We start from the raw sequence: 20635 nt of genomic DNA, 5'->3' as shown, positions 1-20635 counted from the left end.
CCGAGTTGCCGCGTGAGGGAACTTCGCCGTCTAAGCTGCGGCGGCGTCGCGATCATGGCACTGTGCTTCGATCAGGTCAGTTGTCCAGCAGAGCTACTACCCAGAAGGTGAGCATGCACGAACACTCCTCGTCCGGAATCGGCCGTCGTGAAGTCCTGGCCGGGGCCGCCGGTGTCGTCGCGGGCATGTCGCTGGTGGGGCTCACGCCCGCTGCGGCGGTGCCCGCCGAGGTACCCAAGTTCACCCCGAAGCCCGGGCGCCACGTACGGGTACTGGTCACCGGCGACGCGGGTACCGGTACCCGCACCCAGTGGGCAGTCGCCGACGCGGCGCGCGCCTTTCACGCGCGGGAGCCGTTCTCGATGGCGGTCGGACTCGGCGACAACATCTACGAGTCGGGTCCCCACGGCCCCGACGACGTCCAGTTCGCCACGAAATTCGAGGATCCCAACGCGGGCCTGGACTTTCCGTGGGCCATGGTGCTGGGCAATCACGACACCTCCGGGTTGTTCCCCGGCGACGGCGGCTGGCTCGCGCGCGGCAACCACGAGGTCGAATATCACGCGAAGTCCTCACGCTGGTGGATGCCGAGCCGCTACTACTCGGTGCGAGTACCCGAACAGAACCCGGTCGTCGAGTTCTTCGTCCTCGACCTGAACCCCCTGGCCGCCTACATCCCGCCCCTGCTGGATCCGTACTGGGCGGTGAACGGTCCGTACATGAACGCCCAGCGCGCCTGGCTCGACAGCGCATTGGCCGAGTCGACCGCGCAGTGGAAGATCGCCTGCACCCACCACCCCTATCTCAGCAACGGCCCGCACGGCGACGCGGGCAACTACGAGGGCCTGCCCATCGAGCCGCTCAACGGCGTACACGCCAAGCGGTTCTTCGAAGACCACGTCCTGGGCAAGGTGTCGTTGCTGCTGTCCGGCCACGACCACACCTTGCAGGTACTCGAGCCGACACCGGCGACCAAGGGCACCCGCCAGATCGTCTCGGGTGCGGCGGGCAAGACCTCGGGCGGGCAGCCGAGTTCGGTGGCCAGTGGCCACGGCGCACTGTTCGAAACCCAGCACGAACTCGGGTTCATGGTCATCGACCTCACCGCGGACTCGGTGAACCTGCGAGTGCTCACCGTCGACCCCGCATCGGGGGCGAGCACCCAGGTGTTCGACCGCCGACTCGGCTGAACCCGACCACCAGCGGTCGCGCGCGGGAGGATGATCGGGAGATGGGCTTCTACACCGACCGGATCCTCCCGCACCTCACCGACAAAGTCTGCGGCGTCGCCCAGAACGGGCCGCTGCGTGAGCGAACCTGCGCCGGGTTACACGGCGAGGTGCTCGAAATCGGCTTCGGGTCGGGCAACAACATCGGCTTCTACCCCGCCGGGGTCGCGCGGGTCAGCGGAGTCGAGCCCGCCGACACAGCGTGGAAGATCGCGTCAAAACGTGTCGCTGCGAGCTCTGTTCCGATCGAACGGGCAGGTCTGGACGGTCAGTCCCTGCCGTTTCCCGACGCCACCTTCGACACCGCTCTGTCCACTTTCACCCTGTGCACCATCCCCGATGTGGCGGCGGCACTCGCCGAGATCCGTCGAGTACTCCGCCCCGGTGCCACCCTGCACTTCGTCGAACACGGGCTCGCGCCCGAGGAATCGGTGCGTACCTGGCAGCACCGCCTCGACCCGATCCAGCAGAAGATCGCCGGCGGCTGCCACCTCGATCGCGACATCGCGGGACTGATCACCGCGGCAGGCTTCCAGATCACCGACCTCGACCGGTTCTACCAGCCGGGCGCTCCGAAAGCTCTGGCGGCATTGTCCCTCGGCGTCGCCGAGCGTGCCTGAGGCAGTCGATCACCACGAGTCGATCAGCGGGGCATCGTGGTCGCGTCGCCGCCATTCGTGGGTGAGGCGACCGAGTCGGGTCGGTGCGGCGATGCTGCGCATCCCGGCGATCTTGTCGTGTCGCATCTCCAGGATCGCGACCCCGAGGACCCGATCGTCGAGCGTGACGAGCAGCGCCGGGCAACCGTTGACAACGACGGCGTGGAACGAGGGCGAACCGCCGGCGAGTCGGCGCTTGGCCGGAGTCGGTGTGAAACCGGCCCGCACCGCGACCGCGAGCCGATGCGGGGTGGCGTACCGGACGAGCTTCGCGGCCAGGCCCCCGAAGCCGTCGGAGATGCCGGTCGCGTCGTCGGTCAGCAGGGCGATCAGCTGATCGGTGCGACCCGAGGACGCGGCATCGAGGAAGGCCGCGACGATGCGACGCGCGCCGGCCTGATCGATGTCGGTGGCGTTGCGGGCGACGGTGATCCGCCCGCGGGCCCGGTGCAGGTGTTGCTGACTCGCGGACACGGTGACGTCGAGGATCTCGGCGATCTCGGCATGCCGGTAGGCGAACGCTTCGTGCAGCACATACACGGCGCGTTCGACCGGTGACAGCCGTTCCATGAGTGTCAGCACCGCCAAGGTCACCGACTCGCGCTGCTCGACGGTGTCGGCGGGGCCGAGCATCGGGTCGCCGTCGAGCAATGGTTCGGGCATCCAGGCGCCCACCGAGCGTTCGTGGCGCGTCTTGGCCGATCGGAGCCGGTCCAGCGCGAGGTTGGTGACGATCTTGGTCAGCCAGGCCTCGGGCACCTCGACATAGGTTCGGTCGGCGGCCTGCCACCGCAGGAACGCGTCCTGCACCGTGTCCTCGGCGTCGGCGGCCGAGCCGAGTAGACGGTAGGCGATCGAGGCCAGCCGATCGCGGCTGGCCTCGAAACGCGCCACGGTGGCGGTGTCCATGAGCACGACTCTAGGCGGGGACCGCGTTGTGTTCTGCGGTGGTGGCCGCGCGGTATCGGCGACTGGGCAGTCCGAAGGTCGGATGGCTCAGGCTCCACGGGTTGGCCCCGAGGACTGCCGCTTTCACGCGGGCGGCCGTGCGGCCACGCAGGGCCCACGACTTCGATCGCGCGTCACCGTCGACCACCTGGAAGATGCCGTCCTTGCGGCCGAGGCTGATGTGGTTGCCCACATACGACAGCGACTTCGTCGAGATCTCGCGCCCGGTGCGGTCCCCGACGATCGTGGCCGTGGCCTGCATGCTGGTGTATCCGGCGGACGCGCACGACATCGGCAACGGCCGACCGTTGTCGCCGAGGACGAAGGCGCTGTCACCGGCGACATAGACATCGGGGTGCGACACCGACCGCATCTGACGGTCGACCGTGATCTGGCCGTTGGGTTCCACCATCAGACCGCTGGCCGCGGCGATCGGATGGACGGCGAATCCGGCAGCCCACACGGTTGCGTCCGCGGCGAAAGTGGTGCCGTCGCCGGTGACGGCCCCTGCGGCCTCGACACGCTCGACGGTGGCGTGCTGGTGAACCGTGATGCCGAGTCGGCCGAAGGCGTCGAGCAGGTGACGGCGAGCCCCGCTACCCAGCCAGCCGCCCAGTTCGCCGCGGGTGATGAGGTCGACCCGCAGCTCTGGATGGGATTCGGCGATCTCGGTGGCGGCCTCGATCGCGGTCAGGTTACCGCCGACGACCAGCACCTTCGCGCCCGCACCGAGTTCGTCCAGGCGAGCGCGCAGTCGCAGTGCGGCCGGGCGCGACGCCACGTGGAAGGCGTGCTCGTCGACGCCGGGGATGCCGTGATCGTCGGCGGTGCTGCCGAGGGCGTACAGCAGGGTGTCGTAGTCGAGCCGGTCGAGTTCGTGCCCGTCGCTGATGGTGACGGTCCGATGCTCGACATCGACGCCGGTCACCCGGGCGATTCGAAGCCGGATCCCGGTGCCCGCGAACACCTGCGTCAACGGCAGGTGGCGCAGGTCTTGACCGGCGGCGAGTTGATGATTGCGCAGCCGCTCGGCGAAATCGGGTTCGGCGTTGACGACGGTGATCTCGAAGTCGTCGCCATGGAGGCGGCGGGCCAATGCTCCGGCGGAAAATGCTCCGGCGTATCCGGCCCCGAGGACGACGATGCGGTGCTTCATGATTCGCTCCTGTCTGCTTCGCGTGCACCTTGAACGAGACAGCACGCGAAACCCTGACAGGATCGATGAGTGATGTGGGTCACTCTCGAATTGTCAGGTCGGCGGCACCCGCGCCGGAGATGCCTCCGCACCGGGTTCTGGCCGGTTGGCGGTGGTTGTGGTGAGGAATTCGGTGACGGCGGCGGCTACAGCTGTGGGTTGGTCGAGCATGGACAGGACGTAGGCGTCGTCGATCTCGACGAGGCGCGCGCGGGGGAGGAGGGCGGCCAGGCGGCGTCCGTGGTCGCTCGGCATGACTTTGTCGGCTGATGACCAGAGGATGAGGGTTTCGCCGGGGAAGTGTTGGAGGGCTTCGGTGTTGGTGACGAGTTCGCGTTTGTCGAACCCGGAGCGGGTGTAGGCGAGCAGGTCGGCGCGAATGCGGGGGTCTCGCAGTCCGGGCTCGGTCCAGGCGTGGACGAGGGCATCGGGAAGGCGGTATTTGGCCATCCAGCCGAACATCAAGGGGCTGCGGCGTAGCCAACCGATGCGCATCTGGCGCAGGGCAAGGGTGATTCCGCCGGGCAGGACCGAGGCCAGGATGGCGGTTTTGCCCGGTAGGCCGGGCGGGAAGTTGTCGAAGGCTTCGCTGGGGAAGACGATCAGGCGGCCGATGCGATCGTCGAGGCCGTAGGCGGTGAGGAACAGGGCCCCGCCCCAGTCGGAGTGCACGAGGGTGACCTCGTCCAGGTCCAGCGCGGCGAGGAAGTCGGCGACGAGCTGATTGAGGCCGCGCAAGCTGAGGTCGGTGCCGGGGCGCAGGGGTTCGGGGTGTGCGCCCAGCGGCAGGTCGGGCAGGACGTAGCGAAAACCGGCGGGCAGGTGGTCGATGACCGAGTCCCACACTGTGTGGTTCATCAGTAGTCCGTGCAGCAGGACCACCGGCGGGCCTTCCCCGCGGTCGCGATAGTGGATCCGGCCCGCATCGAGTTCGACGGTCGGCATGAGTCCTCCCTTGCGTCCCCACGGCTAGAGCATTCGCTCTAGTGTGTTTGCTCTAGTCTGGTGGAGTGAGCGAGCAGATGTCAACGACCACCCGCGAGCGCCTGGTGACCGCGGTCGCTGAACTGATGCGTGTCCACGGGTACAGCGCGATCACCGTCAAACAGATCACCACCGCCGCCGACGCGCCGATGGGCTCGCTCTACCACCACTTCCCGCAGGGCAAACTGCAGATCGCGGCCGAGGCGTTGCGCAGCACCGGCGCGGTCTACATCCAGTTGCTGCCGCTGCTGATGGACCCGCACGAGGATCTGCGCGTGGCCGTACCCGCCGCGTTCGATGACGCCGCCCGCACACTCGCGGAGTCCGGATGGATGAACATGTGTCCGGTGGGCACCGTCGCCGGCGAGATCGCCGACAGCGAACCGGTCTTGCGTGAGGTCGCCGCCGAAGTCGTGCAGGACTGGATCGACCGGGGCACAAGATATTTCGTCAGCCGCGGAGTGGAGGAGTCTGCGGCGCGAGAGCTGATTCTGGCGATGCTGGCCGCGCTGGAAGGAGCGTTCATCCTGGGTCGCACGCTCCGTTCGGCCGAGCCGTTGCGTGCGGCAGGGCGGGCGATGGCAGCGCGGGTGGGTGCTCTGCTCGCCGCGGATGAGAGCCCTGCCGTCGATCGTTGACCACTCCGCCCTGCTGCCATGTCATCGGGTTGTCGAGATGTCGACGATGGTCTCGATCTCGCGGACGGCGTCGGCGACGGCCCGGTAGTCCTTGCGCAGAATCGCGCCGTGGTTGCTGGGAACCTTCGCGCTGACGCGGATGTTCGGGTTGGTGGCGAGCACGGCGTTCAGGCCGGCGCGGATCTTCTCCTGCTCGTCGCCCTTGCTGCCGAACGAAGTTCCCGAAGCGACCACGTAGCGCACCGGAACGGTGATGGCGTTCAACACCGGGCTCAGCTGGCCGACGCTGGAGAGCTTGCCGAGTTCGATGTTGCTGTCCGCCTGTTGCTGCGCGGTCAAGCGGGGCGCCAGACCGGTCGGGCGGGCCAGCGGCAGCACCCAGCTCAAACGTTTGAACAGCGTGCGGATCCGCAACTCCATGGCCTCGTCGAGCCAGTCGTAGGGGAAGGCGCCGTCGACGAGAACCGCGCCGACGGCACCGCCGGGGTGGCGGCTGGTCCAGTGCGCCCCGAGGTAGGCGCCGTAGGACCAGCCGACCAGGATCGGCTTTTCCGTGATGCCCCTGGCCGCCAGGACAGCGTCGATGTCGCGCACGCATGTGTCGAAGGAGTAGTCGGTCGACTTCTTCGACTTGCCGCGCGCCCGCTCGTCGAAGGTGAGGTGGCGGTAGCCGGGGCCGAGATCGGCGATGACCTTGCGCCAGTACCCCTGGGTGGCGAACTGGCCGTTGAGATAGACCACGGGGGTTCCGGTGCCGCCGGTGTCGGTGACGGCCAGTTCGGTGTCATCGACGGCGACCATGCCGGTCCACGCCGGGGTGGTCGCGCTGGTGAGGTTCGAGGAAGTCATCGTGAATGTCCTTGCACTGGGAGAGTTTCATTGATGACTAAACGATAAATTGCATTCACTATTCTGTCAACGTCTGATTTCGGCTAAACATGCAAGCCGATGCCGTTAACCTTCGGTATGTTGCAATGACAACGACGGTGAATGCAATGGCCAAAGGGTCAATATATTGCAATGAATTGGCGGTGAATGCATACTGGGTTTCGCGCCGGCGACGAATCTCGCGCCCGACGACAGAGAGGTGACCAGCAGCGATGCCCGGAGGCAGACTCACCGACGCGGACCGTGGCCACATCGCCGCGGGCCTGGCGCGAGGACTCGGTTACGCAGAGATCGGGCGACAGCTGGGGCGACCCGCCTCGACCGTCATGCGCGAGGTCACCCGCAACGGCGGTCCCGAGGACTACCGCGCCGAACGCGCGCAAGAAGCAACCCGGCAACGCGCCCGCAGGCACAAACAGGCCGAGCCCGCGGCGGTGCCACTCTCCGACACCGGCTACGGACGCGATCCCCGGGCGGTCGCCGACTTCGCCGAGTCGTTCACCGCCCTGCTCATCGAACAGGGTCTGCCTCGAATGGAAGCCAGAGTCCTCGCCTGCCTACAGATCACCGACTCGGGTGCGCTCACCGCCGCCGAACTGGTCGAGCGGCTGCGCGTGAGCCCGGCGTCGATCTCGAACGCGGTGGCCTTTCTCGAACAGCAGGGCATGCTGCGCCGCGAACTGGTCCCCGGCGCGCGGCGCGAGCGCTACGTCATCGACGACGACATCTGGATGCGCAATCTAGTCGCGTCGGTGCAGATGCAGAACGCCTTGGCCGCGATCACCCGACGTGGAGTCGAGGTGCTCGGCCCCGACACCCCCGCGGGTGCGCGCTTCGAACTGTCGGGCGAATTCGTGGTCATTGTGGGCGCGGCACTGCGGCAGGCCATGGAGCAGTGGCGAGATCGGCTGGCCGAGCGCGCCGCCGAAGGGGAGTAGCGAGCGAACTCAGCAACGGAATACGGCTACCGATCAGTCGGTGTGAGGACGACCCGGGCGATCAGTGCTCGGTGGTCGGCGCCGGGCAGGTCGACGGTTTCGACAGTGGTGGCGTGGGCGTCGGCGAGCAGGAAATGATCGATGCCGACCAGTGGTGGCAGGCGCTTGTCGGTGGGATAGGTGACCAGGTGACCCGCGCCCGCTTGCGCTGCGGCATCGGCGAAACGGCCCGCGGTCATGGCGCGGAAACGAGCGTGGTCGTGGGTGGCGTTGAAGTCGCCACCGACGATCGCGGGGCGGTCGGTGCGGGAGTTGCGCAGGATGTCGTCGAGGCGGGCGAGCTCGTCAGCCCAGACCCCGGTGTCATAGACCGGGGGAACGGGGTGGAAGGCGTAGATCGCCACCGGGCCCACCTCGGGAACGGTGGCGGTGGCCGAGATCTGATTGAGGACGTAACCGTCGTATTCGACGGTGTCGGACAGGGGGAATCGGCTCCAGATGCCGGTGCCGCTGGCTGTCCGTCCGGGCGCGAGGTAGCGGTGGGGCAGGAGTTGGTCGAGACCGGCACGCGACAGGCTATCGACGGCGGTGCGGGTCAGTTCGTTGACGGTGAGGATCGCGATGTCACGCGCGCGCACCTGATCCACCAGAGCATCCGGATCGGCACCGTCGAAAAGCAGGTTGGCCTGCATCGTCATGATCGGCGGCCCGTCACCGCCCGGCTCCGCGAAATACAGTGGTGCCTGCGTCGCGATGCCCGCTCCGGCCACGACCACCGCCACACCGGTCGCTATCCACCGCCTGGTGGCCGCAAAACCGACGGCACCGAGCATCGCACCGCCCATCAGGTAGGGCGCCCCCGATGCTGCCAGAACGAGCGGTTCCAGCGGCCAGCGGACGAAATGCAGCCCCACACCCGCGGCCCCGGCCAGCGTCGCCGCCCCCGCCATCAGACCGACCCCGATCCGGACTACCCGCGCTCTCACTGCGCCAGCCAAGCACGCGACGGGGCCGCACACCAATCTCCGCTCAGCCGCTCCGGTCACTCGGCGGACCGGACTGCACGACTTCTTCGCCGAGAAACCGACACCGCGTCTTCCGCTACGTCGGGGAAGTTTCGCTCACGCCGAGTCGGCGGCGACGAGCAGCGATGCAAGGGCCTCAACCACGGGAGGTGGCGCGGTGGATGCGTGAATGGTGGTAGGAAAGGGGGCGTGTCGGCATCTGGCGAGAATTCTGGTTCGAACGGGCGGTCCCGCGCGGAAGACGAGGTGGTGGGCCTGGTCAGCAAGTTGATCCAGTTCGACACCTCCAACACCGGCGAGTTGGCCACCACCAAGGGCGAGCGCGAGTGCGCCGAGTGGGTGGCGCGGCAATTGCACGAGGTCGGCTACGAGACCGAGTACGTCGAGTCGGGAGCGCCGGGGCGCGGCAATGTGTTCGCGCGGTTGAAGGGCGCCGATGCCGGTCGCGGCGCGCTGATGATCCACGGCCACCTCGACGTGGTGCCCGCCGAGGCCGCCGACTGGAGCGTGCATCCGTTCTCCGGTGCGGTGCGTGAGGGCTACGTGTGGGGGCGCGGCGCCATCGACATGAAGGACATGGTCGGGATGACGCTGGCCCTGGCCCGCCAGTTCAAAGCCGAAGGCACGGTGCCGCCGCGCGATCTGGTGTTCGCGTTCCTCGCCGACGAGGAGAACGGCGGCAAATGGGGCTCGCAGTGGCTGGTGGACAACCGGCCCGACCTGTTCGACGGCGTCACCGAGGCGGTCGGCGAGGTCGGCGGGTTCTCGCTGACGGTCCCGCGCCCCGACGGCACCGAACGCAGGCTCTACCTGGTCGAGACCGCGGAGAAGGGCCTGGGGTGGATGCGGTTGCGCGCCAAGGCACGCGCCGGACACGGATCGTTCCTGCACGAGGACAACGCGGTCACCATTCTCGCCGAGGCCGTCGCGCGCCTGGGTCGCCACACCTTCCCGGTGGTGCTGTCGGATTCGGTGGCCGAGTTCCTCGCCGCGGTGAGTGAGGAGAGCGGGCTGGCCTTCGACCCACACGGACCCGATATCGAAGGCCAGCTCGCCAAGCTGGGCACCGTTTCCCGCATCATCGGCGCCACCCTGCGCGACACCGCCAATCCGACGATGCTGCAGGCCGGTTACAAGGCCAACGTCATCCCGCAGACCGCCGAGGCCGTGGTCGACTGCCGGGTGGTGCCCGGACGGCAGGCGGCATTCGAGCGAGAGGTCGACGAACTGATCGGTCCCGACGTGGAACGTGAGTGGATCACCAAGCTCGATTCCTACGAGACCACTTTCGACGGCCATCTCGTCGACGCCATGAACGACGCGGTGCTTGCCCACGACGCGAACGGGCGCACCGTGCCCTACATGCTCTCCGGTGGCACCGATGCGAAAGCGTTCGCGCGCTTGGGAATTCGCTGCTTCGGTTTCGCGCCGCTGCAGTTGCCGCCCGACCTGGACTTCACGGCACTGTTCCACGGGGTCGACGAGCGGGTGCCGGTGCACTCGCTGGAATTCGGCACCCGAGTGCTGGAACACTTCCTGCTGCACAGCTGACCGTCCAACATTCGAGAGGACTTCATGAGCCACAACCCCTATGACGCGCTCCCGCAGGTACCGTCGTTCACCGTCACCTCCACCGACATCACCGACGGTCAGCCGTTGGGCAACGACCAGGTGTCGGGGGTCTTCGGTGCGGGCGGCAAGGACATCTCCCCGCAGCTGAGCTGGTCGGGTTTCCCGGAGGGCACGCAGAGCTTCGCCGTGACCGTCTACGACCCCGACGCCCCGACCGCGTCCGGGTTCTGGCACTGGGCCGTGGCCAACATCCCGGCCTCGACCACCGAGCTCGACACCGGCGCGGGCAGCGAAGGCGGCACCCTGCCCGCGGGCGCGGTGACCCTGCGCAACGACGGCGGCTTCCCCGGCTTCGTCGGTGCAGGCCCGCCCAAAGGTCATGGTCCGCACCGCTATTTCGTCGTGGTGCACGCCGTGGATGTGCCGGCACTCGAGCTCGGGTCTGATGCCGCTCCCGCGTTTCTCGGCTTCAATCTGTTCACCCACACGCTGGGTCGGGCGACTTTGATCGGCACCTACGAACAACGCTGAGACCGACCTGCGGGCAGCGGGCGTGCGTCTCGCTCGGCTGCCCGCGGGGTCCGGGGACGCCGTCTCCGTTGAAAATACATACGGTCGACTGTATGGTTTTGTTGCGGGGTCGATTCGGCCCGGTATTTCCTGGTAGAAGGACGCCCACCATGGACGATCGCCGTATGTTCGAGCTCGCGCAGGCGCTGGCCGTTGCCAAGAGCAGACAGGACCTTCCCGCGGCGATGCGACTACTGCACCCCGACATGGTGTTGGAGAGCCCGGCGTTCGGTACCACAGCCCGTGGAGCGGCGGCCAACGAGAAGGCCCTGGCGCGGTTCTTCGCGGCATTTCCGGACTATCTGGTCGAATTGGAAGGTCACGCCGACGACGGCGAGTCGCTGGTGTGCTGGGGCACCGCGCGAATGACCATGACCGGTCCACGATTCGGGGTCGTTCCGAACGGTCGGCGCGCCGAGGTGCCGGTATTCCTCCGATTCACCTTCGCCGACGACCTGATCGCGAGCGAACACTTCTTCCTCGATCTGTCGAGCCTGTGCGCACAATCGGGTGTGTCCACGGATACGGTTCGTCACACGCTGTTCGGCGGCACCAGCCGAGTGCAGGGTCGGCGATGACGGTGGATACGCGAGCGAAGACGGTCGAAACAATCAGCACCGCACCCCTTTTCGACATTGTGGTCGATCTGGACCCGCGAGTGGACTTCGGCGCCGACGCTCCACTCGGTCGGCGGGTGCTCTACCGCGCGGCCGGAGGATCGTTCGACGGTCCGGACCTGCGCGGCGAGGTGGTGGCAGGCGGCGGCGACTGGGCCCTGATCCGTCCGGACGGGGTGATGCTGCTCGACGTTCGGCTGACGCTGCGCACCGACGACGACGAACTCGTGTACATGACCTATCTGGGGCGCTGGGTGATACCGCCGCAAGTCCGCGCGGACATGGCCGACCCGGCATCACGGCACCGGATCGACCCGGCACGCTACTACTTCCGGACCAACCCTCTTTTCGAAACCGGATCCACCCGATACGCCTGGCTCAACGACCTCGTCGCCGTCGGGTCGGGATATCTCGTCGACGGCGGTGTGGGCTACCACGTGGAGCGCGTGTTGTGACGCCCACACCCAACCCGGACGGAGATCTTCGCCGTCAGCGTGGCGATCGATCGCGTCGGCTCATCACCCGGCGCGCCGTCGACATCGCCTCGCTGGACGGACTCGGTGGGCTCAGCTTCGGACGACTCGCCGATGACCTCACGATCAGCAAAGCGGGAATTCAAACCCTGTTCCGCACCAAGGAGAACTTGCAGCTGGCCACGGTGCACACCGCACAGGAAGTGTTCGTCGAGGCTGTTCTCGCGCCGACGCAGGGCGCACGAGCGGGCGGGGACCGGCTGCGCCTGCTGATCGAGCGGTGGATGGACTATGCCACCCAGCCACTGTTTCCCGGTGGCTGCTTCTGGGGTGCCACGGTGCCGGAGTTCGACAGCCATCCCGGACCGATCCGCGAGGCGCTGCGCGAACAACGTCGCGCATGGCTGGGCACCCTCGCACGAGAATTCGACGCGGCCGCCGCCGAAGGGCAGGTCGAGCACACCGATACCGAAGCGACGATTCTCCAGATCGACGCCCTGCTCAACGCCGCCAATATCGCGCTGCGCCTGGCGAACGTCGAGGACGCCCGCAAGATGCGCCAGGTGATCGACCGTCTCCTGCCGCCGAGCCCGCAATAACGGCGGTGGCCACGGGATCTCCGTGGCCACCGCCGTGCGTCGTGCCTACTTCACGTTGACCACATGCTCGGGCGGTGTCGCGGCGTAGAGCTGGTCGATCTGCTCGGCGTACTTGTTCGAGATCGGGGTCCGCTTGAGCGACATCTTCGGGGTCAGCTCGTCGCCGCCGGGCTCCCACAGATTGTCCACGATCACGAAGCGCTTGATCTGCTCCACCCGCGAGAGCTTGCGGTTGCCCGCGAGCACCGCTTCCCTGACCTCGTCGACGATCTCCTGACGACGGGCCAGCTCCGCGTGAGTGGCGTCGGTGGCGCCGAAGTCCTTGGCGCGCAACGCCGCCACGTCGGGATCGAGCATGATCAGGGCGGTGATGTAGGGGCGGGCGTCACCGATCGCGACGGCCTGGCCGATCATCGACGAGGCCGCCTTCATGGCGTTCTCGATATTGGAAGGGGCGATGTTCTTGCCCGCCTCGCTGATGATCAGTTCCTTCTTGCGATCCACGATGCGCAGGTAGCCGTCGGCGTCGAGGGTGCCGATGTCGCCGGTGTGCAGCCAGCCCGCGTCGTCGATCGCCTCGGCGGTCTTGTCGGGCATGTTGCGGTAGCCGGGGGTGATGATGGGGCCGCGGATGAGGACCTCGCCGTCTGCGTCCAGACGCAGCTCCACACCGTCCATGACACGTCCGACCGAGCCGGGGCGTGGCTTGTCGATCTCGGTGAAGGTGCCCACGCCCGCGGTTTCCGACATCCCCCACACCTCGCTGACGGCGAAGCCGAGGCCGAGGAAGTACTCGAGGGTTTCCGGCGGCACCGGTGCGGCGCCGGACGCGGCGACCTTCAGCTCGGCGAACCCGAGCGCCCCGCGCAGCTTGGACAGTACGAGCGCGTCGGCGATCTTGTGCTGCACGCCGAGCAATAGTGAGCTCTGACCGGCGAGGTTCGCTTTGGCCTGCGCGACACCGACACCGATCGCCCAGTTCGCGAGCGCCTTCTTGACCGGGCTGGGCTCGACCGCGAGCTTGTTCTCGATGCCGGCTTTGATCTTCTGCCACACCCGAGGCACGCCGAAGAACACGGTCGGGCGGGCATCGGGCAGGGCCGCGGCGATTTCACGCGGATCGGTCACCGTGGTGATCTGGATGCCGGTGAGCAGGCTCATCGCGTGCGCGGAGATGCGGTCGGCGACGTGCGCGGCGGGCAGGTACGACACGGCACGGTCGTCGAAACCGACCGGCAACGGACCCGAGACCAGGCCGACGACCTGCGCGATCACATTGCTCTGGGTCAGCTCCACACCCTTGGACGGGCCGGTGGTCCCGGAGGTGTAGATGAGGGTGGCCAGGTCACTGGGCTGCACCGCCTGCCAGGCCGCGTCGAAATCGAAGTCCGGCTGAGGATCGGATTCCAGCTGGGCCAAGGTCACGGTGCCCTCGGCGGTGCCGTCGACGATGACCGTGTGCGCGATCTCAGCGCCCGAGGCCCGGATGGTGTCGAGGAACGCCTGCTCGGTGATGACCACCTTGTTGCCCGCGTTGGCGAACACGTGCGCGATCTGTTCGGTGGAGCTGGTGTTGTACACCGAGAACGGGATGGCACCCAGGTGCAGGGCGGCGGTGTCGATCAGGTTGAACTCGGGTCGGTTGGTGAGCATGATGCCGACCGCGTCGCCGTGGCGCACGCCGAGTTCGGCCAGTCCCGCGGCCAATGCGCGCACCCTGGTCGCATACTCGGCCCAGGTGATCTCCTGGGTGCCACCGACGGTGCGCAACGCGACCTGGTCGGGCCGCAGCGCGGCAGTTTGCTGGAAGGCGGCGGGCACGGTGTGCACCGTGACCCCGGATGCGTGCGCGAAACCGATGTCTGTCATATCCCTGTTCCCATAGGCCGAGCTGGATGCCGAACCAATGCGAGTGAAACTGCCTCGTTATCTCGAGGCGGAGGCGTCAGCAGTGGCGTGGCTCACTCATCGTAACCGGACATAGGGGATTGTGAGGGGGGTTACCGGCGACCACGTGGCCACCACCACGACCGACCCCGGATCGATCGAGGCTCGTCGGCCAGTGGATCGACGGCGATGGTGTGGCGGCGGTGGCGCCGTTTGGCCTGCAGATATTGCCTTCCGCGCGAGGATCGCGGGGCGATGGTGAGGGCGACGGGCTCGACGGTGATCCCGGCCTCGGTCAGTGCCCGGCACTTGTCGGGGTTGTTGGTGAGCAGTCGGACGCGGGTGAGGTCGAGCTCGCGCAGCGCGTGGGCGGCGGGGTCGTAGCAGCGGGTGTCGGCGTCGAGGCCGAGGCGCCGGTAGCTGTCGAAGGTGTCGGCGCCGGACTGTTCGCTTTCCCGGTAGCCACGAGCTTTCCAGATCAAGCCTGCCCCGCGACCTTCCTGCTCCAGGTAGACGAGCACACCCGCGCCCTCGGCCTGGATGCGGTCCATCGACTCGGTGAGTTCCCCGCCGCAGTCGCAGTCGTCGGAGCCGAGGCCTTCGCCGTACAGGCAGCGTGAGTGCACTCGTACCAGGCAGCCGTCGCGAGGTTCGCCGAAGACGAGCAGGTGCCCGCCGTCACGGGGGTCGGGGATCTCGATGACCCGGATCGGTAGTTGTGTGCCGTGGCGACCCAGCCGGTGCGCGGTGTCGGCACCGGCACGCCCGGTCCTGGCACCGCCGAACGACAGAATGGTCAACGATCCTCCGTGCGGGGAAGGGCGGAACCGGACAGGCATGCGAGCTCGACGGCGCGACTGTACCCCCGGATCAGGCAGACGGCGCGTACAGCCGCACGATGCGGTCGATCTCGGCCACGCTCGGCATCGACACCGCCACCGCGCCCAAATTCTGGGTGGGAATCATCGCCGCGGTCGCCCACACGAAATCGGTTGCGGTGAGCGGAGTTCGGGAATCGACCAGACGATAGGCCAGCGCGCCGGTGAACGCGGCGGCGGCGCCGACCGAGGCTTTGAGCACCTGCGGGAAATGGTCGACGACCGTCTCGACCGTGTCGGAGGCGACGACGCACCGGAAGTTCTCGACGGTGCAGACAGTGCCGACGCCGAGGCCGCGCAGCAGTCGGGCGATATCGTCGGCGGATTCGGCGGGCACATCGGGCAGCAGCGCGCCGAGATCCGCGGCGGCGCCGACGAGGTAGTCGACCGCGCCCAGATGCTGATACAGGCTCTGCGGCACCGGCATCGACGGCGTCGGGCACACGATGACGGGCGGTTTGGGTCGCATTCGCGACACCACCGACAGCACCTGCTCGATCACCGACGGTGGTGGCTCGAAGCTCAGGATCACCGCGTCGGAGGCCTCCAGGGCGGCGCGCAACTCGGGGCGATGGAGGTCGTCGTCTTGGAGTTGGACGCGACTGTCGCGGCAACCGATGATGCGAGTCTCGCCGTTGGGGGTGACCACCACCGCGGTGACCAGCGACGTCGCGAACGGGACGACCTTGACCAGGTCGAGGTGGACACCTTCGGCGTCGATGAATTCGAGGATGCGGCGGCCGTATTCGTCACCGCCGACCGCGCAGACCAGGTGCACTCCGATGCCGAGTCGGGCGGCGGCGACAGCGCGGTTGAGCCCTTTGCCGCCCGGGTGGCCGGTGAAGGTGCCGCCTGCCGCGGTGTCGGCGGTGGGGAAGGCGTCGACCCGATAGAGGTGATCGATGACGGCGTCACCGAAGACGGTGACGACACCGCGGCGCGCCGACACGGTGGTGGGCTGTGCGACCGACGGCCCGGCCATGGGATGACCCGAGTCGGTGGCGAGCAAACCGGCGAGCGCGGTGAAGGCGGCATGCTCGGAGACCGTGCGCAACCGTTTGACGGTGGGTGCCTCGGGGGCGGGGTCGACATCGAGCAGGGTATGCAGCGCCACCCACTGTTCGGTCAAGGCCTCTCGACGTTCCCCGAGGTTGTCCGCGTAAAGGCGTTCGACATCGATACCCACGCCGGATCGTTCCCGGAACAGGCCCAGCGAGAGCGCCGCGTCCACGATCAGCCGGTCCGTCGGCGGCAGCCACTGCGCGATCTCGCGCACCACGGGCAGGATCGATGCCTCGACGGAGGCCCCGGTTCGTCGCGCGTATCGGCGCACCGACAGCAGCTCCAGCAGCGGCGCGGCGTCGATCTCGGTGTGGCGCAAGCGTTCTGCGTTCAGACCCGCGTACTTGCCCAACCTGGCCAGGATGCTGCGGATCGCGGCGACGCGGGCATCTTGGGGAACCGTGGGCATGCTGCCTCCCGTCAACTTCTCGTGGCCGACGCGGGCCCGTCGGGGCGGACGACGCACTGCGATCGCCACAATGCCGGGTTTGCCACGCCCGAAATCCGGCAATTACCTACTAACAATGGCAATTGACCGAGACAAATGGCAAATGCCACACTGGATTACGGGGAGTAGATGCCCCGCCAGAAGCTCGGGGAGGGCTCAGCGCCCCCGCCGGGGAAGGCAGGTCCGCGATGGTCATCCGAGGCACCGACGACACGTTACGCAGCGACCGCACGCCGGAATTCGCTCGACGAACCGACACCGGCGGCTGGCGACTGAGCTGGTTGCCCGAGTACACCCTCAGCCGTGAGCAAGCCTGGGCAGGCATGGAGCTCGACGAACTCGTCAGCGATCTCGCCGCCGTGCACGACCGGCTCGCGCACGCCGAGATCAGTGCCCGCGCCGACGTGCTCGGCATCCTCTGGCAGCAGGCACTGATCAAGCTGGCCAAACGCATCGACGCCCGCCAACGCGGCGAGGAACCGGCCGCGGGGGAGTCGGTGCCCGACCCACCGGCCCAACTGTCCCGGCTACGCCCGCCACGGTCGATGCACGAGGACCGGGCGCCCCAGGCCTACCACGGCTGAACTGTCAGACCGAGTGCGCGCGGTGTTCGGCGCCGACCGCGTCGGACAGACGGGCGTAGCCACCCGCACGCAAGTTGGCGGCGATGCCGCGATGGATGCGGGTGGTCCAGAAGGGGCCGCCGTAGATGAAACCGGTGTAGCCCTGCAGGAGGGTGGCGCCGGCGAGGATGCGCGCCCATGCCTGGTCGGGGGTTTCGATGCCGCCGACGGAGATCAGGATCACCCGGTCGCCGACGCGGGCGTAGAGGCGGCGCAGGACTTCCAGTGCGCGTTCGGCTACGGGGGCGCCGGACAGGCCACCCGCACCCATGGCCTCGACCTCGGCGGTGGGCGTGTCGAGCCCGTCGCGGCGGATGGTCGTGTTGGTGGCGACGATGCCCGCCAGGCCCAGTTCGACGGCGAGATCGGCCACGGCGTCGATGTCGTCGTCGGACAGGTCGGGGGCGATCTTCACCAGCACCGGCACCGAGACGCTGTCGAGCACGGCCTGCAGGATCGGGCGCAAGGACTCGACGGCTTGCAGATCACGCAGGCCGGGGGTGTTGGGGGAGGACACGTTGACGACGACGAAGTCCGCGAGCGGGCCGAGTAATCGCGCGCTGGTCGCGTAATCGCCCGCGGCCGCGTCGGGTTCGGTGACCTTGGTCTTGCCGATGTTGGCGCCGATCGGGACGCTGGGGTGCGCGCCGTGCAGGCGAGCGGCCGCGGCGGCGGCACCGTGATTGTTGAAACCCATCCGGTTGATGAGGGCGTGGTCGGCGGGCAACCGGAACAGCCGCGGCGTCGGGTTGCCGGGCTGCGCGTGCGCGGTGACGGTGCCGATCTCGGCGAAACCGAAACCCAGTGCGCCCCACACGTTCGCGCCGTCGGCGTTCTTGTCGAAACCGGCGGCCAGGCCCAGCGGGGCGGGGAAGTCGACACCGAACGCGGTGGTCGCCAGGATCGGGTCCTCGACCACGGTGAGCTTGCGGGCCAGCCACCGGGTGGGCGGGAACCAGGTGGCGAAACGCAGGGCGGCGAACACCAGGTGATGGACCCGCTCCGGCGGGATCAGGAACATCAGGCGTAACAGGAGGGCGTACATGGTCGACTCACAATCCGGGTTCGGGCACAGGCAGGACGGCGTTTTTGCGGCGGCGCAACAGCACCCGGCGACTGCCGTCGGTGTAGGCACGTACCCGCGACAACTCCCAGCCACCGAATTCGGCCTGGATGGCCAGTCGCATCGAGGCGGTGACCCGGTTGACCTCGGGTGGCAGCCGCAGGGGTACGTATTCGTAGTCGTCGTTGCTGGTTTCCCAGCTCGGCGGTATCGCCGAGCGCGAACTGCGAGGCCTGGGGGATGTGGCCATCACTGCCCTCTCTTCCGCTCGTCCGCGCCGATCCGCTGCAGGCCCTCGCCCGTGGCCGAGGCGACGAACAGGTCGCCGGTGCGTTCGTCGACGGTGATCGCGTCGGGTTGGCGCAGCGTCGGGAACCGTCGTGTCTCGACACCGATGCCGGTCGACAGGTCGTAGCCGACGACCTCGTTGCTCTGCGTGCAGCTCACCCACACCGTGTCCGAACGCGGGTCGTAAGCGAGCGCGTAAGGCGACGATGATACCGGGAAACGCTGGCGCAGCACGAGCGGACCGGCCGAATAGACCAGCAGTTCAGCGCCTGCGGTGTCGGCCACGATGATCCGGCCGTGCGGGTCGGTGATGGCGTTGGTGGCACCGTCGCCCGCGCGCAGCATCAGGCCGAGTGCGTCCTCGCCCACGGCGACGACGGCGGTTTGCCTGCGGTCGAGGACGGTGATGTCCTCACCGGTCACCGCGATCGCGTCGGCGGAGACCAGGCCGGTGATCGTGCGCGTGACCGTGCCGTCGGCGTTCATCTCGCGCACGGTGCCCTCGGCCGTGCCGACGACGAGCGTGCCGTCGGTGCGAATGTGCACGCTGTGCACGTCACCGTCGACGGGAATCTCGGTGAGCGTGCCGGTGGTCGCGTCGATGCGCAGCACCCGGCGCGGGGCGGCGACGAGCACCTCGCCCGGCGTGCCCTGGGCCAGCGCCGCCCCGACGGCGGGGAGGGCGACCGTGCGCGCGGTGGCCGGGGCGGCGGGATCGATCAGCGACAGTGCGGTGCCCGCGGTGTCGAGGGCGGCGAGGCGGCCGGTCGAGCGCTCGGTGAGCAGAGCCTTCGTGGCGGCCGCCGGGAAAACCTGGCCTGCCGGGTTCGCGGTAGCGGGGGAGACGGCCGCGGTGGCCGGAACTCTGGTCGGAACGTCGGGAGCACCGTCTTCACCGCTGCACCCGGTCAGTACCACCAAAACCGCCGCGCCGACCAACGCAGAGGCGACCGAGCCACGAGGGCGCATGCACCGAACTCCTTCAATCCGCACGAGGTGACTCCCTTGATCACCATCTGACCATGATGACTCACCAGTAGCTTCGACCGGGTGCTCGCGTCGGCGGTGTCGGTGACGCGCGATACTGTTGACGCGTCGACAATTGATTGCCACACCAGCGGCAGGAGATCTCACGATGACCGATCGGACACGCACGGGTTTCGGCATCGATGACATTTCCGTCGGACCGTTCGCCCACGGCTTCGGCACCACCGACGACGGCCACCCCTTCGCCTTCCGCACCCAGCACGCCACCCTCACCGTGCAGATCTATCGCGCCGACCTGGGTGACGCGGTCCCCGGATCCGACGACGTGGTGGCCCAAGCCCGAGCCCAGGTGACCGATATCGACCTCGACGACGAACGCAGCGTCAGCGCCTTCGTACGCGATCTGCTCCCCGACGCCGGCCCTGTCGCGGCGCCCGCTTCCAGTGACATCTCCACAGTTCGCGCCATCCTGGGACGAATCAGTGCCGTCATTGATGGTATGTAGATGGTGATGTCTTCCACACTTTTCGCCAGGGCCGCTGCGGCCACCGCCTGCCTCACGGCCCTCGTCGCCCTCGCCGCGTGCGCGGGAACCGCCGACGAGGCCTCGGTCGACGCCGCACGGTCCTCGGCCAACGCCTCCCTCGCTTCCTCCGTCGCGGTCTCGGCCAGCAAGGCCAATGTGCCGCTGCCGACCGCCGAACAACTCGACGCGCAGATCAAACGCGCGCTCGACCCGAGCCTGCCCGATGTCGAACGCACCGAACTGATCGAAGACGGCGCCGCGTTCTCCGACGCGATTCCCGACATGTACAAGGCGCTGCGCGACAACCCCCACGCCGTGTACGGCGTCGTCGACCCGGTCTTCGACAACCGCGACGGCACCCTGACCGCGACCATGCGCCTGGACAAGGACGGTTCGGGTACCAACGTGCGCACCACCATCGTGCACTTCGTGTTGCTCGACGGTAAGTGGAAGATCTCGCGCACCGACCTGTGCGGCATCCTGCGCTCTGCCGATTACCGCACCGCCGCCTGCGGCTGACATGCGCGAATCTCGATCC

The 20635-nt window shown here is 68.0% G+C and carries 23 protein-coding genes; 12 read left to right on the top strand and 11 right to left on the bottom strand.

The window, feature by feature from the left end; genetic code table 11:
* Window positions 1–113 precede the first annotated feature (113 nt).
* Both ACFWUR_RS14095 and ACFWUR_RS14090 read left to right on the top strand, forming a co-directional pair.
* The gene (locus ACFWUR_RS14095) at window positions 114–1190 is read left to right on the top strand and encodes a metallophosphoesterase (protein WP_378906895.1); all 1077 of its coding nucleotides are present in this window, start codon (window positions 114–116) and stop codon (window positions 1188–1190) included.
* 41 nt (window positions 1191–1231) lie between these two features.
* Window positions 1232–1849 (top strand): class I SAM-dependent methyltransferase, encoded by a 618-nt coding sequence (locus ACFWUR_RS14090; protein WP_378906657.1) that lies wholly within the window; start codon window positions 1232–1234, stop codon window positions 1847–1849.
* Between the two features lie 9 nt (window positions 1850–1858).
* On the opposite strand, the gene ACFWUR_RS14085 is transcribed toward ACFWUR_RS14090, so the two are convergent.
* From ACFWUR_RS14085 to ACFWUR_RS14075, 3 genes are all read right to left on the bottom strand, one after another.
* On the bottom strand, window positions 1859–2797 hold the full coding sequence (locus tag ACFWUR_RS14085; RefSeq protein WP_378906655.1) for a sigma-70 family RNA polymerase sigma factor: 939 nt from the start codon (window positions 2795–2797) through the stop codon (window positions 1859–1861).
* 10 nt (window positions 2798–2807) lie between these two features.
* Window positions 2808–3992, bottom strand: a complete 1185-nt coding sequence (locus tag ACFWUR_RS14080; RefSeq protein WP_378906653.1) for an NAD(P)/FAD-dependent oxidoreductase — start codon at window positions 3990–3992, stop codon at window positions 2808–2810.
* 93 nt (window positions 3993–4085) lie between these two features.
* A complete protein-coding gene (locus ACFWUR_RS14075) occupies window positions 4086–4976 on the bottom strand; it encodes an alpha/beta fold hydrolase (protein ID WP_378906651.1) in 891 nt (296 codons plus the stop codon).
* 65 nt (window positions 4977–5041) lie between these two features.
* Here ACFWUR_RS14075 and ACFWUR_RS14070 point away from each other — a divergent pair, with 65 nt between their 5' ends.
* The gene (locus ACFWUR_RS14070; RefSeq protein ID WP_378906650.1) at window positions 5042–5653 is read left to right on the top strand and encodes a TetR/AcrR family transcriptional regulator; all 612 of its coding nucleotides are present in this window, start codon (window positions 5042–5044) and stop codon (window positions 5651–5653) included.
* A 21-nt stretch (window positions 5654–5674) separates the two neighbouring features.
* Here ACFWUR_RS14070 and ACFWUR_RS14065 read toward each other — a convergent pair whose 3' ends face one another.
* Window positions 5675–6502: an alpha/beta fold hydrolase gene (locus ACFWUR_RS14065; protein WP_378906649.1), complete on the bottom strand. Its 828-nt coding sequence runs from the start codon at window positions 6500–6502 to the stop codon at window positions 5675–5677.
* A gap of 251 nt (window positions 6503–6753) precedes the next feature.
* Between ACFWUR_RS14065 and ACFWUR_RS14060 the strand changes: the two genes are divergently transcribed.
* A complete protein-coding gene (locus ACFWUR_RS14060) occupies window positions 6754–7479 on the top strand; it encodes a helix-turn-helix domain-containing protein (protein WP_378906648.1) in 726 nt (241 codons plus the stop codon).
* 26 nt (window positions 7480–7505) lie between these two features.
* On the opposite strand, the gene ACFWUR_RS14055 is transcribed toward ACFWUR_RS14060, so the two are convergent.
* Window positions 7506–8465, bottom strand: coding sequence for an endonuclease/exonuclease/phosphatase family protein (locus ACFWUR_RS14055; RefSeq protein WP_378906646.1), 960 nt, complete (start codon window positions 8463–8465; stop codon window positions 7506–7508).
* Window positions 8466–8693: 228 nt separating this feature from the next.
* On the opposite strand from ACFWUR_RS14055, the gene ACFWUR_RS14050 reads away from it, so the two are divergent.
* The 5 genes from ACFWUR_RS14050 (at window position 8694) to ACFWUR_RS14030 (ending at window position 12335) form a co-directional block, all read left to right on the top strand.
* The gene (locus ACFWUR_RS14050; RefSeq protein WP_378906644.1) at window positions 8694–10055 is read left to right on the top strand and encodes a M20/M25/M40 family metallo-hydrolase; all 1362 of its coding nucleotides are present in this window, start codon (window positions 8694–8696) and stop codon (window positions 10053–10055) included.
* 24 nt (window positions 10056–10079) lie between these two features.
* Entirely contained in the window at window positions 10080–10607 is a 528-nt protein-coding gene (locus ACFWUR_RS14045; RefSeq protein WP_378906642.1) for a YbhB/YbcL family Raf kinase inhibitor-like protein, read from the top strand.
* A 149-nt stretch (window positions 10608–10756) separates the two neighbouring features.
* Entirely contained in the window at window positions 10757–11224 is a 468-nt protein-coding gene (locus tag ACFWUR_RS14040) for an ester cyclase (protein ID WP_378906640.1), read from the top strand.
* Window positions 11221–11718, top strand: a complete 498-nt coding sequence (locus ACFWUR_RS14035; protein ID WP_378906638.1) for a DUF3237 domain-containing protein — start codon at window positions 11221–11223, stop codon at window positions 11716–11718. The genes ACFWUR_RS14040 and ACFWUR_RS14035 overlap by 4 nt, the downstream gene beginning before the upstream one ends.
* The gene (locus ACFWUR_RS14030) at window positions 11715–12335 is read left to right on the top strand and encodes a TetR/AcrR family transcriptional regulator (protein ID WP_378906636.1); all 621 of its coding nucleotides are present in this window, start codon (window positions 11715–11717) and stop codon (window positions 12333–12335) included. The genes ACFWUR_RS14035 and ACFWUR_RS14030 overlap by 4 nt, the downstream gene beginning before the upstream one ends.
* 45 nt (window positions 12336–12380) lie before the next feature.
* On the opposite strand, the gene ACFWUR_RS14025 is transcribed toward ACFWUR_RS14030, so the two are convergent.
* The 3 genes from ACFWUR_RS14025 to ACFWUR_RS14015 form a co-directional block, all read right to left on the bottom strand.
* On the bottom strand, window positions 12381–14204 hold the full coding sequence (locus ACFWUR_RS14025; protein WP_378906634.1) for an AMP-dependent synthetase/ligase: 1824 nt from the start codon (window positions 14202–14204) through the stop codon (window positions 12381–12383).
* Between the two features lie 131 nt (window positions 14205–14335).
* Complete coding sequence (locus tag ACFWUR_RS14020) at window positions 14336–15022, bottom strand: GTP cyclohydrolase II (protein WP_378906632.1); 687 nt, start codon at window positions 15020–15022, stop codon at window positions 14336–14338.
* Window positions 15023–15092: 70 nt separating this feature from the next.
* Window positions 15093–16571, bottom strand: coding sequence for a PfkB family carbohydrate kinase (locus tag ACFWUR_RS14015; protein WP_378906630.1), 1479 nt, complete (start codon window positions 16569–16571; stop codon window positions 15093–15095).
* A 227-nt stretch (window positions 16572–16798) separates the two neighbouring features.
* Here ACFWUR_RS14015 and ACFWUR_RS14010 point away from each other — a divergent pair, with 227 nt between their 5' ends.
* Window positions 16799–17194: a hypothetical protein gene (locus ACFWUR_RS14010; RefSeq protein WP_378906628.1), complete on the top strand. Its 396-nt coding sequence runs from the start codon at window positions 16799–16801 to the stop codon at window positions 17192–17194.
* A 4-nt stretch (window positions 17195–17198) separates the two neighbouring features.
* On the opposite strand, the gene ACFWUR_RS14005 is transcribed toward ACFWUR_RS14010, so the two are convergent.
* Genes ACFWUR_RS14005 through ACFWUR_RS13995 form a run of 3 tightly spaced genes read right to left on the bottom strand, consistent with a single transcriptional unit; the run spans window position 17199 to window position 19553 of the window.
* Entirely contained in the window at window positions 17199–18278 is a 1080-nt protein-coding gene (locus ACFWUR_RS14005) for a quinone-dependent dihydroorotate dehydrogenase (RefSeq protein WP_378906626.1), read from the bottom strand.
* 7 nt (window positions 18279–18285) lie between these two features.
* Window positions 18286–18546: a DUF5703 family protein gene (locus ACFWUR_RS14000; protein WP_378906624.1), complete on the bottom strand. Its 261-nt coding sequence runs from the start codon at window positions 18544–18546 to the stop codon at window positions 18286–18288.
* Window positions 18546–19553 carry a YncE family protein gene (locus tag ACFWUR_RS13995; RefSeq protein ID WP_378906622.1) on the bottom strand — a complete coding sequence of 336 codons (1008 nt, stop codon included), beginning with the start codon at window positions 19551–19553 and terminating at the stop codon, window positions 18546–18548. The genes ACFWUR_RS14000 and ACFWUR_RS13995 overlap by 1 nt, the downstream gene beginning before the upstream one ends.
* 166 nt (window positions 19554–19719) lie before the next feature.
* Here ACFWUR_RS13995 and ACFWUR_RS13990 point away from each other — a divergent pair, with 166 nt between their 5' ends.
* Both ACFWUR_RS13990 and ACFWUR_RS13985 read left to right on the top strand, forming a co-directional pair.
* Window positions 19720–20076 (top strand): hypothetical protein, encoded by a 357-nt coding sequence (locus ACFWUR_RS13990; protein ID WP_378906620.1) that lies wholly within the window; start codon window positions 19720–19722, stop codon window positions 20074–20076.
* A gap of 6 nt (window positions 20077–20082) precedes the next feature.
* Complete coding sequence (locus ACFWUR_RS13985; protein ID WP_378906618.1) at window positions 20083–20616, top strand: hypothetical protein; 534 nt, start codon at window positions 20083–20085, stop codon at window positions 20614–20616.
* Window positions 20617–20635 lie beyond the last annotated feature (19 nt).

Source organism: Nocardia sp. NPDC058633, from assembly GCF_042717045.1.
Lineage (GTDB): Bacteria > Actinomycetota > Actinomycetes > Mycobacteriales > Mycobacteriaceae > Nocardia.
This window is presented reverse-complemented; position numbering and strand designations above follow the sequence as displayed.

Excerpts from the sequence above, each read along its gene's own strand:
- ACFWUR_RS14045 (WP_378906642.1), top strand. The coding sequence starts at position 10,080 with ATGAGCCACAACCCCTATGACGCGCTCCCGCAGGTACCGTCGTTCACC.
- ACFWUR_RS14095 (WP_378906895.1), top strand. The coding sequence starts at position 114 with ATGCACGAACACTCCTCGTCCGGAATCGGCCGTCGTGAAGTCCTGGCC.
- ACFWUR_RS13995 (WP_378906622.1), bottom strand. The coding sequence starts at position 19,553 with ATGCGCCCTCGTGGCTCGGTCGCCTCTGCGTTGGTCGGCGCGGCGGTT.
- ACFWUR_RS14065 (WP_378906649.1), bottom strand. The coding sequence starts at position 6,502 with ATGACTTCCTCGAACCTCACCAGCGCGACCACCCCGGCGTGGACCGGC.
- ACFWUR_RS14060 (WP_378906648.1), top strand. The coding sequence starts at position 6,754 with ATGCCCGGAGGCAGACTCACCGACGCGGACCGTGGCCACATCGCCGCG.
- ACFWUR_RS14075 (WP_378906651.1), bottom strand. The coding sequence starts at position 4,976 with ATGCCGACCGTCGAACTCGATGCGGGCCGGATCCACTATCGCGACCGC.
- ACFWUR_RS14040 (WP_378906640.1), top strand. The coding sequence starts at position 10,757 with ATGGACGATCGCCGTATGTTCGAGCTCGCGCAGGCGCTGGCCGTTGCC.
- ACFWUR_RS14085 (WP_378906655.1), bottom strand. The coding sequence starts at position 2,797 with ATGGACACCGCCACCGTGGCGCGTTTCGAGGCCAGCCGCGATCGGCTG.
- ACFWUR_RS14015 (WP_378906630.1), bottom strand. The coding sequence starts at position 16,571 with ATGCCCACGGTTCCCCAAGATGCCCGCGTCGCCGCGATCCGCAGCATC.
- ACFWUR_RS14080 (WP_378906653.1), bottom strand. The coding sequence starts at position 3,992 with ATGAAGCACCGCATCGTCGTCCTCGGGGCCGGATACGCCGGAGCATTT.
- ACFWUR_RS13985 (WP_378906618.1), top strand. The coding sequence starts at position 20,083 with ATGTCTTCCACACTTTTCGCCAGGGCCGCTGCGGCCACCGCCTGCCTC.
- ACFWUR_RS13990 (WP_378906620.1), top strand. The coding sequence starts at position 19,720 with ATGACCGATCGGACACGCACGGGTTTCGGCATCGATGACATTTCCGTC.
- ACFWUR_RS14010 (WP_378906628.1), top strand. The coding sequence starts at position 16,799 with ATGGTCATCCGAGGCACCGACGACACGTTACGCAGCGACCGCACGCCG.
- ACFWUR_RS14005 (WP_378906626.1), bottom strand. The coding sequence starts at position 18,278 with ATGTACGCCCTCCTGTTACGCCTGATGTTCCTGATCCCGCCGGAGCGG.
- ACFWUR_RS14035 (WP_378906638.1), top strand. The coding sequence starts at position 11,221 with ATGACGGTGGATACGCGAGCGAAGACGGTCGAAACAATCAGCACCGCA.
- ACFWUR_RS14025 (WP_378906634.1), bottom strand. The coding sequence starts at position 14,204 with ATGACAGACATCGGTTTCGCGCACGCATCCGGGGTCACGGTGCACACC.
- ACFWUR_RS14090 (WP_378906657.1), top strand. The coding sequence starts at position 1,232 with ATGGGCTTCTACACCGACCGGATCCTCCCGCACCTCACCGACAAAGTC.
- ACFWUR_RS14000 (WP_378906624.1), bottom strand. The coding sequence starts at position 18,546 with ATGGCCACATCCCCCAGGCCTCGCAGTTCGCGCTCGGCGATACCGCCG.